Raw genomic sequence first — 15,245 nt, 5'->3', positions numbered from 1 at the left:
GGACCTGGGTGCTCGGGTTCAGACCGCGGCCGACGACTGCGGTGCGGGGCCGGCGGCCGCGAGATCGGCCGCGGCAGCCGCGCCGGTCGGGGGCGGGGTGACAGCGGCGATGGCCGCGGTCAGCACGCCGGCGGGCTCTTCGGCTTCGTCGATGTCGTTGACGTTCGCTGCGTTGACGACGTGGCGTCGGGACACCAGCCAGATCCCGGCGCTGGCGGCGACCAGGACGACGGCGACGACGGCGGTGCCCCAGCCACCCAGCTCGGTGATCTTCTCGGCGCCCGCGCCGACGAGCGCGGCGGCCGGCAGCGTCAGCAGCCAGGCCACGCACATCCGCGTCGCGGTGGACCAGCGGATCACGCCGCCCTTGCGGCCCAGGCCGGCGCCCATCACGGAGCCGGTGACGGCGTGTGTGGTGGAGAGCGAGAACCCGAGGTGGGAGGAGGCCAGCAGGACGGTGGCGGCACTGGTCTGGGCGACGAAGCCCTGCTGCGGCTGGAGGTCGGTCAGGCCCTTGCCCATGGTGCGGATGATGCGCCAGCCGCCGATGTAGGTGCCCAGCGCCATGGCGAGGCCCGCGGAGAGGATGACCCAGGTGGGCGGGTCGGAGTGGGGCGCGAGGACGCCTCCGGTGACCAGGGCCAGGGTGACGATACCCATGGTCTTCTGGGCGTCGCCGGTGCCGTGCGCGAGGGAGACCAGGGCGGCGGAGGCGACCTGGCCGACGCGGTAGCCCTTCTTGGCGGCCCGGCTGTCGGCGTTGCCGCGGCCCGCGACGTAGGTGAACCTCGCCGCGACCGCCGCGGCGATGCCCGCGACCAGGGGAGCGGCGACAGCGGGGATGACGACCTTGGTGACGAGCACGCCGGCGTGGACGGCCCCGGTGCCGGCGCTGGCGATCGTGGCGCCGATGAGGCCGCCCATCAGGGCGTGCGAGGAACTGGACGGAAGGCCGACGAGCCACGTCACCAGGTTCCACAGGATCGCTCCGACGAGCGCCGCGAAGATGACCTCGGGACGAATGCCGTTCTCGTCGACGAGGCCCGAGGAGATCGTGTTGGCGACCGCCACGGAGAGGAAGGCGCCGACGAGGTTGAGGACGGCGGACATGGCCACCGCCACCTTGGGCTTCATCGCGCCGGTCGAGATGGTGGTCGCCATCGCGTTCGCGGTGTCGTGGAAACCGTTCGTGAAATCGAACGCGAGTGCGGTGACGACCACGATCGCGAGGATCAGCGAGAAGCTTTCCATTTACCCAGGCATTCGTTCGAGGTCATTGGCTGGATGAACGTAGGCAACCTGGGTGAACGGAAGATGAACTGAGGCGGGCGTCAGGGTGTCGGAAGAGGAGGGTTCGGGTTCCGGTTCCGCCGGACCGGTCCCCTCGGTCCAGGCGCCCCTTGGCTACCAGCCCCGAGCGAAGGCCCGCAGGGTGCCGGCCGACCCGTTGAAGAGATTCTGGTCACCCGGCAGCCCGCCCCCGGTGCCGTACTGCCAGAACGTCCAGCTCTGCCACCCGCCCGGCAGCGGCCCCGGCCCCGAGCTGCCGTGCCGCGCGATCCACAGCGCGTGCCGGGAGGCGAACTCGTGGCTGTCGCCGGTGCAGAGTCGCCACCAGTGGGCCGTGGTGTAGATCACCGGACGGCGGCCGGTCTCCTGCGCGACCTCGTCGCTGAACGACCAGATCCAGTCGACCATCCGCCTCTTGTCCAGCCCGTAGCACTCGTCCTTCGTGCTGTACGGGTTGTACTCGATGTCCAGCGCGGGCGGCAGCGTCCAGCCGTCCGCCCGCCAGTCTCCGCCGTTGCGCACGAAGAACCGGGCCTGCCGGGCACCGGAGGACCGGTCCGGCAGCGCGAAGTGGTACGCGCCCCGGATCAGGCCCGTCTCGCGGGCGCCGTCGTACTGATCGTCGAAGTAGGGGTTGCGGTAGTCCGTGGACTCGGTGGCCTTCACGTAGACGAACCGCGCGCCCGCGTACAGGGCGCCCTGCCAGTCGACGTGCTCCTGGTGCGAGGAGACGTCGTGTCCCTGCGGCAGGCCCGAGGCCAGTGCCGGAGGTCCGGCGGCGGCGGACGCGGTGCCCGCGAGGGCGAGCGCCGCCATGGCCGCCGCGAGGACGCCGACGCGGCGACGGAGCGGGGTGCGTTCACGGGCCATGTGTCTCCCCGGTTCTGCGGAAAGAAGATCATCTGGTGGGCAGGAGGGACCATTGAAGGCTCGATGATCACGGTAAATGACACTTCTTCATAGCGATTCATGAGATTTCGCCCGATCGGGGGTGCGCGCTTCCGGCCGGAAGCGGCGGTCCGTCCTCATGCGGCGGGCGCGTCCGGAAACGTGGGTACGCCTCCTCCTGGGCGCGGCTGGCAGGATCGCGGTATGGCTGAGCAGCGGCGGGACGAACACGAGCGGATCTGGGCGGAACTGGTCGCGACGGCGCGGCGGACCGTGGCCGACGGGCTGGTGGTCGGCACCTCGGGGAACGTCTCCGCGCGCGTGGGCGACCTGGTGCTGGTCACCCCCTCCGGTGTGCCGTACGACCGGCTCACCCCCGGCGACCTCACCGGCGTCGACCTCACCGGACGCCAGGTGCTCGGCACCCTGGTGCCGACCAGCGAGCTGCCCATGCACCTCGCCGTCTACCGCACCACCGACGCCCGCGCGGTCGTCCACACCCACGCCGTGCACGCGACGGCGGTCTCCGCACTCGTGCCCGAGCTGCCCCTGGTCCACTACATGGCGGCGGCCCTCGGCGGCACCGTCCGCGTCGCCCCCTACGCCACGTACGGCACCGACGAGCTGGCCCAGAACATGCTGCGCGCCCTGGCGGGCCGCTCCGGCTGCCTGCTGCAGAACCACGGCACGCTCACGTACGGCGCCTCCCTCGACCAGGCCTACGACCGGACCGCCCAGCTGGAGTGGATGTGCCGCCTGTGGCTGACGGCGTCCTCGGTGCCCGGGCTGACCCCGTCCCTGCTGACCGAGGCACAACTCGCCGAGGTCGGGGAACGGTTGAGGGAATACGGCCAACGGAGGTGACACCTTGCCGCACAGCACTTCGCTCCGGCGCTTCCTCGACCGCCTCTCCCACCGCTGCCGGCGCTTGCTCCCACCGGTCCGCCGGGTCCGCCGCGACGGCACTCCACCCCGGCGGACTCAGCCGGCGGTGCCGAACCCACCCGCGTCCCGACGGCCCTCACCTGGCCCCGCCCTTCCACTGGCCGGTGACGGCAACCCCCAGGACACTGGACCCGTGCGACCCGTCAAAGCCACCGCCCTCACCACGGTCATAGCCGCCGGCATGGCCATGGCTTCCGTCGCCGCCGGCCGCCTCGCCAGCGACGCCGCGCTGAAGGCGCCCGCCGGCCGCCCGCTGCCCACCGAGCCCCGGCTCACCGTGCACGGCACCGCCGCCGGCCAGATCACCCTCACCCGTGACCTGGCCTCGCTGCGCCCCGGCAGCTACGGCCTCGCCGGCGACGGCTCCCACGCGGTCGTCGGCCCCGTCCTGGAGAGTGCCCGGCACACCGCCGACACCGTCGTACGCCGCCTGGAGCGCGTCACGCACGGCACCCTCTCCTCCGGCGACGCGGTGTGGCTCACCCCGAACCTGTACGTCGGCGATCCGACCACCGCCCTCGGCCTCGACCACGCCGACGTCCAGGTGCCCGGCGAACTCGGCGAGCTGCCGGCCTGGTTCGTGCCCGGCGCCCGGGACACCTGGGTGATCGCCGTGCACGGCCTAGGCGCCACTCGGGAGCACGCCATGAACCTCATGGCCGCCCTGCACGCCCGCCGGGTGCCGGTCCTGGCGCTCGCCTACCGCGGCGACGTCGGCGCCCCGCGCCCGCCGGACGGCCTGAGCCATCTCGGCGAGACCGAGTGGCGCGACCTGGACGCGGCGATCCGCCACGCCGTCCGCCACGGCGCCCGCCGGGTCGTCCTGCTCGGCTGGTCCACCGGCGCCACCATGGCGCTGCGCGCCGCCGAGCACTCCGCGCTGCGCGAGCACGTCGCCGGGTTGGTCCTCGACTCGCCGGTGCTCAGCTGGGAGGCCACGCTGCGTGCCCTCGCCCGCGCCCGCCACACCCCGCCGCCGCTGCTGCCGCTCGCCGTGCGCGCCGCCCAGGGCCGGACCGGCCTGTACGCCGACCGGACCCCCGACACCGACCCCGGCCTGCTCACCGTGCCGACCCTGATCTTCCACGGCCCCGACGACCGGGTGGCCCCCTGGGAGTTCTCCCGCCGGCTCGCCCGCCGCCGCCCCGATCTGGTCGCCCTGCACACCGTGCCGCGGGCCCCGCACGCGGCGATGTGGAACGCCGACCCCGAGGAGTACCAGGAACGGCTGCGCCGCTTCCTCACCCCGCTGGTGTGACGGCACCCGGCCCCCGGCCCCGCCCCGGCACCGCCCCGGCACCGGGCATTCCGTTTATGGCCGTACGACTGGCCTGATCACACCTCCTCAGCTCGCCCCGGGCCACGTGCCTTGGCCAGCCCCGTCGCCCGCCGTGACATTCCGTTTGGGTTTTCGGACCGTCAACCGGAAGACTGCACCCGTGACGTCCCGTATCCCGCGCGACTCCAGGCTCCGACTCGTCCGACCTCGACCCCTGGCCGCCGCCCCCAGAGCTGTGAACCAGCGGCGCCCGCGCCGCCCCGCACCCCGGCCGCCGGAGGGCACCCCGGCCCCCGCGGAACTGGCCGGAATGGCCCGCACCGGGCTGGCAGGCCCGGTCAGGGTCGCCCGCTGGGCCGACGCCGCGCTCGGCCCCGGCAGCGACGGCGCCACGTCCGACGGCAAGGCCACCCTCTCCGACGCCACCGCCCGGCGCGCCGCCGCCGACCTCGGCCTGAGCATCGCTCAGGTCCGCGCCGACTGGGACACCGCACGCCTCGCCGGACTCGTCGAGGTGCACGGCGACAGCGCACGCCCCGGCTGGCGGCTGCGCGCCTGGGACCGCGACGACAGCGCCGTACTGCGCGGCTGGGTCGCCCTCTTCGACGCCTGGTCGCTCGCCTCCCCGGAACCCGAGGAGCACGAGCCGTCAGCCGTCGCCGAGGTCGTCTCCGCCATGCCCCAGGTGCTCTCCTTCCTCCAGCTGTCCGCCGGGCCCGTCCCGGTCGAGCAGCTGCTCGACCTGCTCGAGCAGCGGGTCACCGAACTGCGCACCGAGCGCTGCGAGGTACCCCTCGACCCCGGCACCGGTCGGCCCACCGAACCCGGCTCCGCCCGGCCGGCCGTGCCGGTGGCCCGGCAACCGTCCGAACCGGGCGCCTCGCGGCCCGCCGGCTCCGCCTGCGCCCGCCCGGCCGTCACGGCGGCCGGGGACCTCGCCCTGTCGGACCCGGCACCCCAGGCCCCGGTCCCCAGCGGCGACGCCGCGCTCGCGCCCCTTCTCGACTGGGCGCTGCGGGCCCTCGCCTCCGTCGGCGCGCTGACCTACGGCGACGGCCAGGCCACCCTCACCCCGCTGGGCAGCTGGGCGGTGTGGGTCAAGCTGGAGCAGATCTGTGTGGCCGCGCAGAGTCCGGCCGGCAACATCGAGCAGTCCGCCGAGGACATGCTCCGCGGCTGCGCCCAGCTCCGCCCCAACGCCGCCCGCGCCGAGTACCGCGCCTGGATCGCCGCCCGCACCGTCGGCGACGCCGTCAACGAACTGATCGACGCCGCACGCGGCGAGGACGCCCTGCTGCGCGGCCTGGCCTTCGAGGCGCTGCGCGTCGTGGGCGCCCCCGCCGAGCCGGACGTACGCGCCGTCGTGGACGAACCGGCTCTCAGGCCCTACGCCCTGCTGTGGCTCGCCGAGCACGACGGGATCGACCCGGAGGACGCCCACGAGGTCCTCACCCGGGAGGAGGCGACCTGGCTGTGGGTGGACACCGCCGCGGCCGTCACCGACCACGGTGAGGCCTCGATGCTGGTCAGGCATCTGGAGGCCGCGGTGCAGCCGACCGTCCCGCAGCTGCTCGACGAGGTCCGCGTCGTCGGGCACCCGCGCACCGTGCAGGTCCTGGTCGCGCTCGCCGCAGCGCATCCCGACCCGGCCCTGGCCAAGGCCGTGCGCCGGGCCGCCTTCCAGGTGCACACCGGAGGCTGAGCCGGCCCGAGGTCAGCCGGCGATCTCCGGGGCGTACGTCCCGAAGCTCCAGACGTTGCCCTCGACGTCCCGGGCCATGTAGTCCCGCGAGCCGTAGTCCTGGTCGGTCGGGGGCATCAGGATCTCCACGCCGTGCTCCACGGCCCGCTGGTGGTGGGCGTCCACGTCGTCCACGACGACGTACACCCCGGCGGGTCCCGAGTCCTTCATCACCGTGTCGAACAGGCCGCCGCGGCCCTGGGAGCCGATCATCACCGCGCCGTTGCCCTGGACCAGCTCGGCGTGCATCACCGTGCCGTCCTCCGTCTCGTACAGCGACAGCTCGGTGAAGCCGAGGGCCTCGGTCAGCTGCCTGATCGCCGCCTTCGCGTCCGCGTACAGCAGCGTGGGGTAGAGGCTCGGCCGTCCGCCGCCCGTGCCTGCCATGCCGATCACTCCTTCGTGCGTCGGGTATGTGGCGTCCTGTGCAGTCTTGCAGCCGCCACTGACGACGCCCCAGGCGGAAGTGCCCGCTCCGCCGCACGGGCCGGCCCTCGGCAGCCACGTCTGCCGCGACGATCTCCCCGGCCCGGACCGAACGCGCGGACGTAGAAAAACCGCTTGCATGCCCCCGTTAGACTTCTCCCCATGGCCATTCTCCTCGCGCATTAGACGGCGGGAACGTCCTCAGCCGCCCACCCGCCAATCCCTGTACGCCCTGGAGTCTGTCCGTGATCTCCGCCTCCGGTATCGAGCTGCGCGCCGGTGCGCGCATCCTCATCGAGAACGCCACCTTCCGTGTCGCCAAGGGCGACCGCATCGGCCTCGTCGGCCGCAACGGTGCCGGAAAGACCACTCTCACCAAGTGCCTCGCCGGTGAGGGCATCCCCGCCGCCGGCGCCATCACCCGCTCCGGCGAGGTCGGCTACCTCCCCCAGGACCCCCGTACCGGCGACCTGGACGTGCTCGCCCGGGACCGGATCCTGTCCGCGCGCGGCCTCGACGTCCTGATCCGCAAGATGCGCGAGAACGAGGAGCGCATCGCGAACGGCAGGGGCGCCACCCGCGAGAAGGCCCTCAAACAGTACGAGCGCCAGGAGACGGAGTTCCTCACGAAGGGCGGGTACGCCGCCGAGGCCGAGGCCGCCACCATCGCCGCCGCGCTCAACCTGCCCGACCGCGTCCTCGGCCAGCCGCTGCACACCCTCTCCGGCGGTCAGCGCCGCCGTATCGAGCTGGCCCGGATCCTGTTCTCCGACGCTGACACGCTTCTGCTGGACGAGCCGACCAACCACCTGGACGCGGACTCGATCATCTGGCTGCGGGACTACCTGAAGACCTACCGTGGCGGCTTCATCGTCATCAGCCACGACGTCGACCTGGTCGAGACGGTCGTCAACAAGGTGTTCTACCTGGACGCCAACCGGTCCACGATCGACATCTACAACATGGGATGGAAGCTCTACCAGCAGCAGCGCGAGGCCGACGAGAAGCGCCGCAAGCGGGAGCGCGCCAACGCCGAGAAGAAGGCCGCCGCGCTCAACGCCCAGGCCGACAAGATGCGTGCCAAGGCCACCAAGACGGTCGCCGCGCAGAACATGGCCCGCCGGGCCGAGAAGCTGCTGTCCGGCCTCGAAGACGTCCGCATGTCCGACAAGGTCGCCAAGCTGCGCTTCCCGGAGCCCGCGCCCTGCGGCAAGACCCCGCTGATGGCCGAGGGCCTGTCGAAGTCGTACGGCTCGCTGGAGATCTTCACCGACGTCGATCTGGCCATCGACAAGGGCTCGCGGGTCGTCATCCTCGGCCTCAACGGCGCGGGCAAGACCACCCTGCTGCGGCTCCTCGCGGGCGTCGAGCAGCCCGACACCGGCGCGGTCGTCCCCGGTCACGGTCTCAAGCTCGGCTACTACGCCCAGGAGCACGAGACCCTGGACGCCGACCGCACGGTCCTGGAGAACATGCGCTCCGCGGCGCCCGACATGGACCTGGTCGAGGTGCGCAAGGTGCTCGGCTCGTTCCTGTTCTCCGGCGACGACGTCGACAAGCCCGCCGGAGTGCTCTCGGGCGGTGAGAAGACCCGCCTCGCCCTGGCGACCCTGGTCGTCTCCTCGGCGAACGTGCTCCTCCTCGACGAGCCGACCAACAACCTCGACCCCGCCAGCCGTGAGGAGATCCTCGGCGCCCTGCGCACCTACAAGGGCGCGGTCGTCCTCGTCACCCACGACGAGGGAGCCGTCGAGGCGCTGCAGCCGGAGCGGATCATTCTGCTGCCGGACGGCGTCGAGGACCTGTGGGGCTCCGACTACGCGGACCTGGTCGCACTGGCTTGATCCACTGCGTATGGATCATTCGGCTCATCCGTGATCCATCATCTGTGTGAGATCTCCTCGTATCGGGGTGTGTCGTACACGCATTTTCCGGCCGATCCCTTGCGCGCCAAGGGATCGGCCGTATCGCGTCGCTGACCTGGTACTTCACGAATCCACCCGTTCGGCCCCACCGACACCACCCCTTGGAATGCTTGATTCCGCTTGTGGGGATCCACTCCTGTCGTCACAACGATGTCTCACGGACCTTGCCGAATGGGTGGCCATCACGCCCGAGAGGGGTGATCATGAGGAGACCAGAGCGCACTTCCCATGAGGAGGCACGGGTGGCCGAGACTCTGAAGAAGGGCAGCCGGGTGACCGGCGCCGCGCGCGACAAGCTCGCGGCAGACCTGAAGAAGAAGTACGACTCCGGTGCGAGCATCCGAGCACTGGCCGAGGAGACCGGCCGCTCGTATGGCTTCGTCCACCGGATGCTCAGTGAGTCGGGCGTCACGCTCCGTGGGCGTGGCGGAGCGACCCGGGGCAAGAAGGCCGCATCGTCCTGAGTCCGGGCGGCCCATCGGCTTCGATGGTGGCCACCCGGTCGGTCTTCCTCGGACCTTTGACGGGCCCGGGGGCACTCCGGTCCGGCCGGGTGGTTACTGTGCAGTCACTTAGCATGCCGTAACGGCACTGTGTGATGACCGCACCCATCGGAGGCGCCCCATGGCTTCGCCCGACCAGGACCTCGCTCCTGTACTCGACAAGGACGGCGTACGGCTCACCGTCGACGACGCGCTCGCCACGGTGACGCTGGCCAACCCGGCCAAGCGCAACGCACAGAGCCCCGCTCTGTGGCGGGCGCTCACCGAGGCCGGCCGGCTGCTGCCCGGCTCCGTCCGCGTCGTCGTGCTGCGTGGCGAGGGCAAGTCCTTCTCCGCCGGGCTGGACCGGCAGATGTTCACTCCGGAGGGGATCCCGGGCGAGCCGACCTTCATCGACCTCGCGCGCCGTGACGACGCCGGGCTCGACGCGAGCATCGCCGAGTTCCAGGAGGCGTTCACCTGGTGGCGGCGCAGTGACATCGTGTCCGTCGCCGCCGTTCAGGGGCACGCCATCGGGGCCGGCTTCCAGCTCGCGCTGGCCTGCGATCTGCGTGTCGTCGCCGACGACGTGCAGTTCGCCATGCGCGAGACCAGCCTGGGCCTCGTGCCCGATCTGACCGGCACGCATCCGCTGGTCGGGCTCGTCGGGTATGCCCGCGCGCTGGAGATCTGCGCGACCGGGCGGTTCGTGGGCGCCGAGGAGTCCGTGGCGTCCGGACTGGCCAACGTCGCCGTGCCCGCCGATCAGCTCGACGACGCCGTGCGGGACTTGGCGGCAGCGCTGCTGGCCGCCCCGCGCGACGCCGTGGTGGAGACCAAGGCGCTGCTGCTCGGCGCCCAGGGCCGGGACTACGACACTCAGCGAGCGGCCGAGCGCGCCGCTCAGGCCCGCCGTCTCAGGGACCTGGCCGGTCTGGGCGAATGAGCCCCGCGCCGCCGGGTGAACCCGGCACCCCCTAGCTGTTCTGTCCGGGGAGGTTGTGGACAGGTGAGCCAGATCTCGGCTGAGGGATCTTGAACGGGTGAGGGCCTTCCGGTTCGGTGTGGATTGCGACATCTGCACCGACAGAAAGGCCCTCGTGGTCCACCGTAGTGCACCCCTGACCACCGAACGGGTAGGCGCGTTGGTGGACATGGAGGTGCCAGAGATCGCCGTCCGGGTCGAACGGCTCCACCCGGCACCGCACGGGAGGGCGTGATGAGCGAGCCGCAGCCGACCGCACCGACCCTCGAGAAGGCCCCCGGCGGCGCCCCGCCCGCCCCGGCCGAGGGCAGTGGCCGTTTCTGGTCGCCGTGCCGCGTCCCGGCCGCCGTCGTCGCGGTCCTGCTGCTGGGCGGCGCCGGACTGCTGCTGTACGACATCGTCGCCGTACGCACCCATCGCCCCGGCATGCACTGGCGCCGCGCACCGGCCCGGCAGCTGGCCGAAACGGCCGCTGGACGACGTCTGGGTGCTGACCGGAGCGGCCCTCGTCGTCGTGCTCGGCCTGTGGCTGATCGTCCTGGCGGTCACGCCCGGCCTGCGCGGGCTGCTGCCCATGCGGCGCCCGCACCCCGACGTCCGCGCCGCCCTCCGGCGGGACGCGGCGGCGCTCCTGCTGCGCGACCGGGCCATGGACGTCGCCGGGGTCCGGTCGGTCCGGGTGCGGATGCACCGCAAGAGGGCCGACGTCCGCGCCGTCGCGCACTTCCGCGACCTGGACGTGGTGGGCGCCGACCTGTACGCCGTGCTCACGGAAGCCCTCCGGGGGCTCGGCATGCCCCGGACGCCCACGCTGTCCGTGCAGGTGGCACGGCCCGGACGGAAGGGGTGAGGGCGGTGCGCAGGGGCATCCTGCACCGCGTCCTGCTGGTCCTCGCCGGCCTGGTGCTGTTCGTGCTCGGCGGCACGGTCCTGGCCGTCGGGCTGGGCGCGCCGTCGCCCTCCTGGTGGATCCACACCGGTCCGCACGACGTGTTGCTCAGCAGGTCCGAGCGCACCCACTGGCGGGCCGCCGGATGGTGGTGGCCGGCCGTGATCGCCGTGCCGGCGCTCGTGCTGCTGTACGCCCTGTGGTGGCTGACGACGGCCTTGCGCCGCCGTCGGCTGACCGAGGTCGTGGTCGACACCGGCGACGGCGCGTCCGCCCTGCTGCGCGGCCGAGCCCTGGAGTCGGCGCTGGCCGAGGAGGCCGTACGGCAGGAGGGGGTGGCCCACGCCGAGGTCCTCCTGTACGGCAGCCGTACGGCGCCGCTGGCACGGGTGCGGCTCCAGTTGGAGCCGCACGTGGACCCGGCGAAGGCCCTGCCCGCGTTCACCACCGAGACCCTGGCGCACGCACGCGAGTCTGCGGGGCCGCGCTTTTGGCGGAGGTGCACCTACAGTCGGTCAAGCACCGTGCGCAGAGGGTCGGCTGAATGGGGGCGTGGGCCGACCCGCCCCCCGGGACGCGAACCCCGGTGTTCAGAATCCGTGCCGCATGCCGCCGTCCACCGGCACCATGATCCCGCTCAGATAGGAGGCGGCCGCAGAGAGCAGGAACGCCGCGACGCGGCCGAACTCCTCCGGCGTGCCGTACCTCCGCAGCGGGATCCGGGACTCGTTGGCGGCCCGGGTGGCCTCGGGGTCGGCGGACAGCGCGTCCAGCTCGCGCACGCGGTCGGTGTCGATCCGCGCCGGCAGCAGGCCCACCACCCGGATCCCGCGCGGCCCCAGCTCGTCGGCGAGCGACTTGGCGAAACCGGCGAGCCCCGGCCGCAGCCCGTTGGAGATGGTCAGCCCCGGAATCGGTTCGTGCACCGACCCGGAGAGCACGAAGCCGATGACCCCGCCCTCCTCCAGTTCGGCCGCCGCCGCCCGGGCGAGCCGCACCGCGCCCAGAAACACCGACTCGAACGCGTCCCGCCACTGCTCGTCGGTGTTGTCGGCGACGAACCCCGGCGCAGGCCCGCCCACGCTCACCAGCACACCGTGGAACGCGCCGAACGTGTCACGAGCGGCCGCGATCAGCCGCTCAGGCGCCTCCGGGTCGGCGTTGGCCACGGCCACGCCGACCGCGTTCGGGCCCAGTTCCGCGGCGGCGTCGGCCACCCGCTTCTCGTCCCGGCCGCTGATCACCACCCTCGCCCCCTCGGCGACGAGTTCCCGCGCGGCGGCGTTGCCCAGCCCTCGGGTCGCCCCGGTGACGACGTACACCCGGTCCTTCAGTCCAAGATCCATGGCCCCTATCCTGCCTGCTCGTCCCCGTAGAGCGTGAGGGCGGTGCTCACCAGACCGATGTGGCTGAAGGCCTGCGGGAAGTTCCCCAACTGGCAGTCGTCGACCGGGTCGTACTCCTCGGCCAGCAGGCCCACGTCGTTGCACAGGCCCACCAGCCGGTCGAACAGCTCTCGCGCCTCTCGCGTCCGGCCGGTCATGTGCAGGGCGTCGGCCAGCCAGAACGAGCAGGCCAAAAAGGCGCCCTCGCCGCTCGGCAGCCCGTCGATCACCGAGTCCTCGGTGTCGTAGCGGCGCAGGAAGCCGCCGTGTCCGAGGTCCTCACGGATCGCGTCGACCGTGCCGACGACCCGCGGGTCGTCGGGCGGAAGGAAGCCGACACGCGGGATGAGCAGCAGCGCCGCGTCGAGCTCCCGGGAGCCGTAGTACTGGGTGAAGGTGTTGCGCTCGGGGTCGAAGCCCTTCTCGCACACCTCCTGGTGGACCTCGTCGCGGAACCTGCGCCAGCCTTCCAGGTCGCCGTCGAGGTCCTTGTGCCGCTCCAGCGTCCGCACGGCCCGGTCGGCGGCCACCCACACCATCACCTTGGAGTGCACGAACTGTCGCCTGCCGCCGCGCACCTCCCACAGGCCCTCGTCCGGCTGCCGCCACGCCGTCTCCAGGAACCCCATCAGGGAGCGCTGCATGGCCCACATGTGCGGCCGCGGGGGCAGCCCCGAGCTGCGGGCCAGCGCCAGCGAGTCCATCACCTCGCCGTACACGTCGAGCTGGAGCTGGTCGACGGCGCCGTTGCCGATGCGCACGGGGGTCGAGCCGGCGAAGCCGGGCAGCCAGGCCAGTTCCAACTCCGGCAGCCGCCGCTCGCCCGCGACGCCGTACATGATCTGCAGGTCGGCCGGGTTGCCCGCGACCGCGCGCAGCAGCCAGTCGCGCCAGGCGGACGCCTCCTCCTGGTAACCGGCGTTGAGCAGCGCGCCGAGGGTGAGGGTGGCGTCGCGCAGCCAGCAGTACCGGTAGTCCCAGTTGCGCACACCGCCCGGCTTCTCCGGCAGGGAGGTGGTCGCGGCGGCCACGATTCCGCCGGTCGGGGCGTAGGTGAGGGCCTTGAGGGTGATCAGGGAGCGGACGACCGCGTCCCGGTGCGGGCCGTCGTAGCGGCACTGCCGGGCCCAGCGCCGCCAGTCGGTGACGCTGCTCTCCAGGGCCTCGTAGGGGTCGACGAGCGGCGGGCGGCGCTCGTGCGAGGGGTGCCAGGTGAGTACGAACGCCACCCGTTCGCCCTCGCCGAGGGTGAACTGCGAGTGGGTGGCGAAGTTCTCGCCCCAGGTGTGCACGGCCGGTTCCGAGCGCAGCCAGGCCGAGTCCGGTCCGGCGACGGCCACCCGGTGCCCGTCCGAGCGGCGCACCCAGGGCATGACCGAGCCGTAGTCGAAGCGCAGCCGCAGGGTGCTGTGGAGCGTGACCCGGCCGCTGACCCCTTCGACGATGCGTACGACGTCGGGGGCGCGGTCGCGCTGCGGCATCAGGTCGGTGACGCGGACCGTGCCGTCGGGGGTCTCCCACTCGGTGTCGAGGACGAGGGTGTCGGGCCGGTAGGCGCGGCGGGTGCAGGTGTCCGCTCCCTCGGGGGCGATCCGCCAGTAACCGTGGTCCTCGTCGCCCAGCAGCCGGGCGAAGCAGGCGCCGGAGTCGAAGCGGGGCAGGCAGAGCCAGTCGATCGAGCCGTCCCTGCCGACCAGCGCGGCGGTCTGCTCGTCACCGATGAGGGCGTAGTCCTCGATGCGCGCGTTCACGGGATGCGGTTTCCCGGCGGGCCAGAGGGCCAATCAGGTGGTGCGCCGGGGGAGTGACGTGCGCCTGCCGGCGCCGGGTCATACAGTGGCCGGTTCGCTCTTCTCCGGCTTCGCCCCCGCCGCGGCCTCCTCCCGCTCGCCGATCTCCCGGCGGACCAGGAACCACCAGCCGACCGGGACGCCCGCGGCGAACAGCCACCACTGGATCATGTACGCGTAGTTCAGCGGGGCGTCCTCGCTGCCGGGATCGGAGATCTGCTCCGGGCCGCCCCTGGGCGTGGGCGCGGTCTGCTCGACATAGCCGCCGAGCACCCGCGCGCCGAGCCGGTGCGCCTCCTGCGCGCTGTTGATCAGCATGATCTGCCGGTCGGGCAGGCCCTTGACGTTCTTGATGCCGCTCGCCGCGGTCGTCTCGTCGGCCATCAGCCGCCCGGTGATGGTGGTCCGGCCGGACGGCGGTGCGGGGATCTTCGGGAAGGCGGTCTGCGCGCCGTTCGCCGGGATCCAGCCGCGGTTGACGAGCAGCACCTTGCCGTCGGCGAGGACGAACGGCGTGAGCACGTGGAAGCCGACCTCGCCGTCGGAGTTGGTCCGGCGCCGGACCACCTCCTCCCTTGCGGTGTCGAACGTGCCGGTCGCGGTGACCGTGCGGTACCTGTCGGTGCGGGTCACGGCGTGTCCGGGGGAGGACAGCCGCTCGACCGGGACCGGCTTGGCGTGCAGCGCGGCGGAGACCAGGTCGTTACGGGCGGTACGTTCTTCGTACCGGTGCTTCTGCCAGAAACCCAGCCTGATCATCGTCGGGATCAGTGCGATCACGACGAGCGTGAGGATCACCCACTGGCGGGACAACAGGAAGCGGTAGCGGTGCACCCCACGACGGTACCTCCGAGCCGTGGGGTGCATTCAGGCGGGTACCGGGTCACACCCGGTCGACGATCCCCACGTTTCCCTCGGCGCGGGCGCAGTGCGCGCCGCAGTAGAACTTGCCGTCGGCCTCCACGCCCTGCCCGATGATCTGCACCCGGCAGTGCTCGCAGATCGGGGCCATCCGGTGGATCGCGCAGGAGAAGCAGTCGAAGACGTGCACCGCGCCCTGTGCGTGGACCTCGAAGGTCATGCCGTAGTCATTGCCGCAAACTTCGCATTTCGCCATGCGCCACAGGGTGGGCCGTCACCGGCGCGCGGGCGAGCGGGCGCCGGGTGAGTCGTCCGGCAACCACCCGTTCGTACGATTACCATCGCGCCGATGGCGAACG

At 72.4% G+C, this 15,245-nt stretch carries 13 protein-coding genes and 2 pseudogenes; 8 read left to right on the top strand and 7 right to left on the bottom strand.

Annotation, left to right across the window (positions count from 1 at the left end):
- Positions 1–18: 18 nt before the first annotated feature.
- On the bottom strand, positions 19–1,251 hold the full coding sequence (locus AC5WRT_RS18480) for an inorganic phosphate transporter (RefSeq protein ID WP_496100408.1): 1,233 nt from the start codon (positions 1,249–1,251) through the stop codon (positions 19–21).
- A 153-nt stretch (positions 1,252–1,404) separates the two neighbouring features.
- A complete protein-coding gene (locus AC5WRT_RS18475) occupies positions 1,405–2,160 on the bottom strand; it encodes a lysozyme (protein ID WP_496095947.1) in 756 nt (251 codons plus the stop codon).
- 222 nt (positions 2,161–2,382) lie between these two features.
- Between AC5WRT_RS18475 and AC5WRT_RS18470 the strand changes: the two genes are divergently transcribed.
- From AC5WRT_RS18470 to AC5WRT_RS18460, 3 genes are all read left to right on the top strand, one after another.
- Positions 2,383–3,042, top strand: a complete 660-nt coding sequence (locus AC5WRT_RS18470; RefSeq protein ID WP_496095946.1) for a class II aldolase/adducin family protein — start codon at positions 2,383–2,385, stop codon at positions 3,040–3,042.
- A gap of 214 nt (positions 3,043–3,256) precedes the next feature.
- Complete coding sequence (locus AC5WRT_RS18465; RefSeq protein WP_496100407.1) at positions 3,257–4,381, top strand: alpha/beta hydrolase; 1,125 nt, start codon at positions 3,257–3,259, stop codon at positions 4,379–4,381.
- A 181-nt stretch (positions 4,382–4,562) separates the two neighbouring features.
- Positions 4,563–6,104 (top strand): hypothetical protein, encoded by a 1,542-nt coding sequence (locus AC5WRT_RS18460; RefSeq protein ID WP_496100406.1) that lies wholly within the window; start codon positions 4,563–4,565, stop codon positions 6,102–6,104.
- 12 nt (positions 6,105–6,116) lie between these two features.
- Here the strand turns inward: AC5WRT_RS18460 and AC5WRT_RS18455 are convergent, their stop codons facing one another.
- Positions 6,117–6,530: a VOC family protein gene (locus AC5WRT_RS18455; RefSeq protein ID WP_496095943.1), complete on the bottom strand. Its 414-nt coding sequence runs from the start codon at positions 6,528–6,530 to the stop codon at positions 6,117–6,119.
- Between the two features lie 284 nt (positions 6,531–6,814).
- On the opposite strand from AC5WRT_RS18455, the gene abc-f reads away from it, so the two are divergent.
- The 5 genes and pseudogenes from abc-f (at position 6,815) to amaP (ending at position 11,394) form a co-directional block, all read left to right on the top strand.
- Entirely contained in the window at positions 6,815–8,413 is a 1,599-nt protein-coding gene (abc-f, locus tag AC5WRT_RS18450; protein ID WP_496095942.1) for a ribosomal protection-like ABC-F family protein, read from the top strand.
- Between the two features lie 323 nt (positions 8,414–8,736).
- Complete coding sequence (locus tag AC5WRT_RS18445) at positions 8,737–8,958, top strand: helix-turn-helix domain-containing protein (protein WP_004002281.1); 222 nt, start codon at positions 8,737–8,739, stop codon at positions 8,956–8,958.
- Positions 8,959–9,118: 160 nt separating this feature from the next.
- On the top strand, positions 9,119–9,922 hold the full coding sequence (locus AC5WRT_RS18440) for an enoyl-CoA hydratase/isomerase family protein (protein ID WP_496095941.1): 804 nt from the start codon (positions 9,119–9,121) through the stop codon (positions 9,920–9,922).
- 273 nt (positions 9,923–10,195) lie between these two features.
- Positions 10,196–10,811, top strand: a pseudogene (locus tag AC5WRT_RS18435) (DUF6286 domain-containing protein).
- A pseudogene (amaP, locus tag AC5WRT_RS18430) lies at positions 10,808–11,394 on the top strand (alkaline shock response membrane anchor protein AmaP). The pseudogenes AC5WRT_RS18435 and amaP overlap by 4 nt, the downstream one beginning before the upstream one ends.
- A gap of 46 nt (positions 11,395–11,440) precedes the next feature.
- Here amaP and AC5WRT_RS18425 read toward each other — a convergent pair.
- The 4 genes from AC5WRT_RS18425 to AC5WRT_RS18410 all read right to left on the bottom strand — a co-directional run bounded on the left by AC5WRT_RS18425 (position 11,441) and on the right by AC5WRT_RS18410 (position 15,142).
- Positions 11,441–12,196, bottom strand: coding sequence for an SDR family oxidoreductase (locus AC5WRT_RS18425; RefSeq protein WP_496095940.1), 756 nt, complete (start codon positions 12,194–12,196; stop codon positions 11,441–11,443).
- A 5-nt stretch (positions 12,197–12,201) separates the two neighbouring features.
- Positions 12,202–13,986 carry a glycoside hydrolase family 15 protein gene (locus tag AC5WRT_RS18420; protein ID WP_496095939.1) on the bottom strand — a complete coding sequence of 595 codons (1,785 nt, stop codon included), beginning with the start codon at positions 13,984–13,986 and terminating at the stop codon, positions 12,202–12,204.
- A 78-nt stretch (positions 13,987–14,064) separates the two neighbouring features.
- Positions 14,065–14,892 (bottom strand): SURF1 family cytochrome oxidase biogenesis protein, encoded by an 828-nt coding sequence (locus AC5WRT_RS18415; protein WP_496095938.1) that lies wholly within the window; start codon positions 14,890–14,892, stop codon positions 14,065–14,067.
- Positions 14,893–14,908: 16 nt separating this feature from the next.
- On the bottom strand, positions 14,909–15,142 hold the full coding sequence (locus AC5WRT_RS18410) for a metallothionein (RefSeq protein WP_496095937.1): 234 nt from the start codon (positions 15,140–15,142) through the stop codon (positions 14,909–14,911).
- Between the last annotated feature and the right edge of the window lie 103 nt (positions 15,143–15,245).

This window comes from Streptomyces sp. NTD91, from assembly GCF_059510455.1.
Note: the sequence above shows the minus strand (reverse complement) of the source record. Positions and strands in the feature narration are given on the sequence as shown.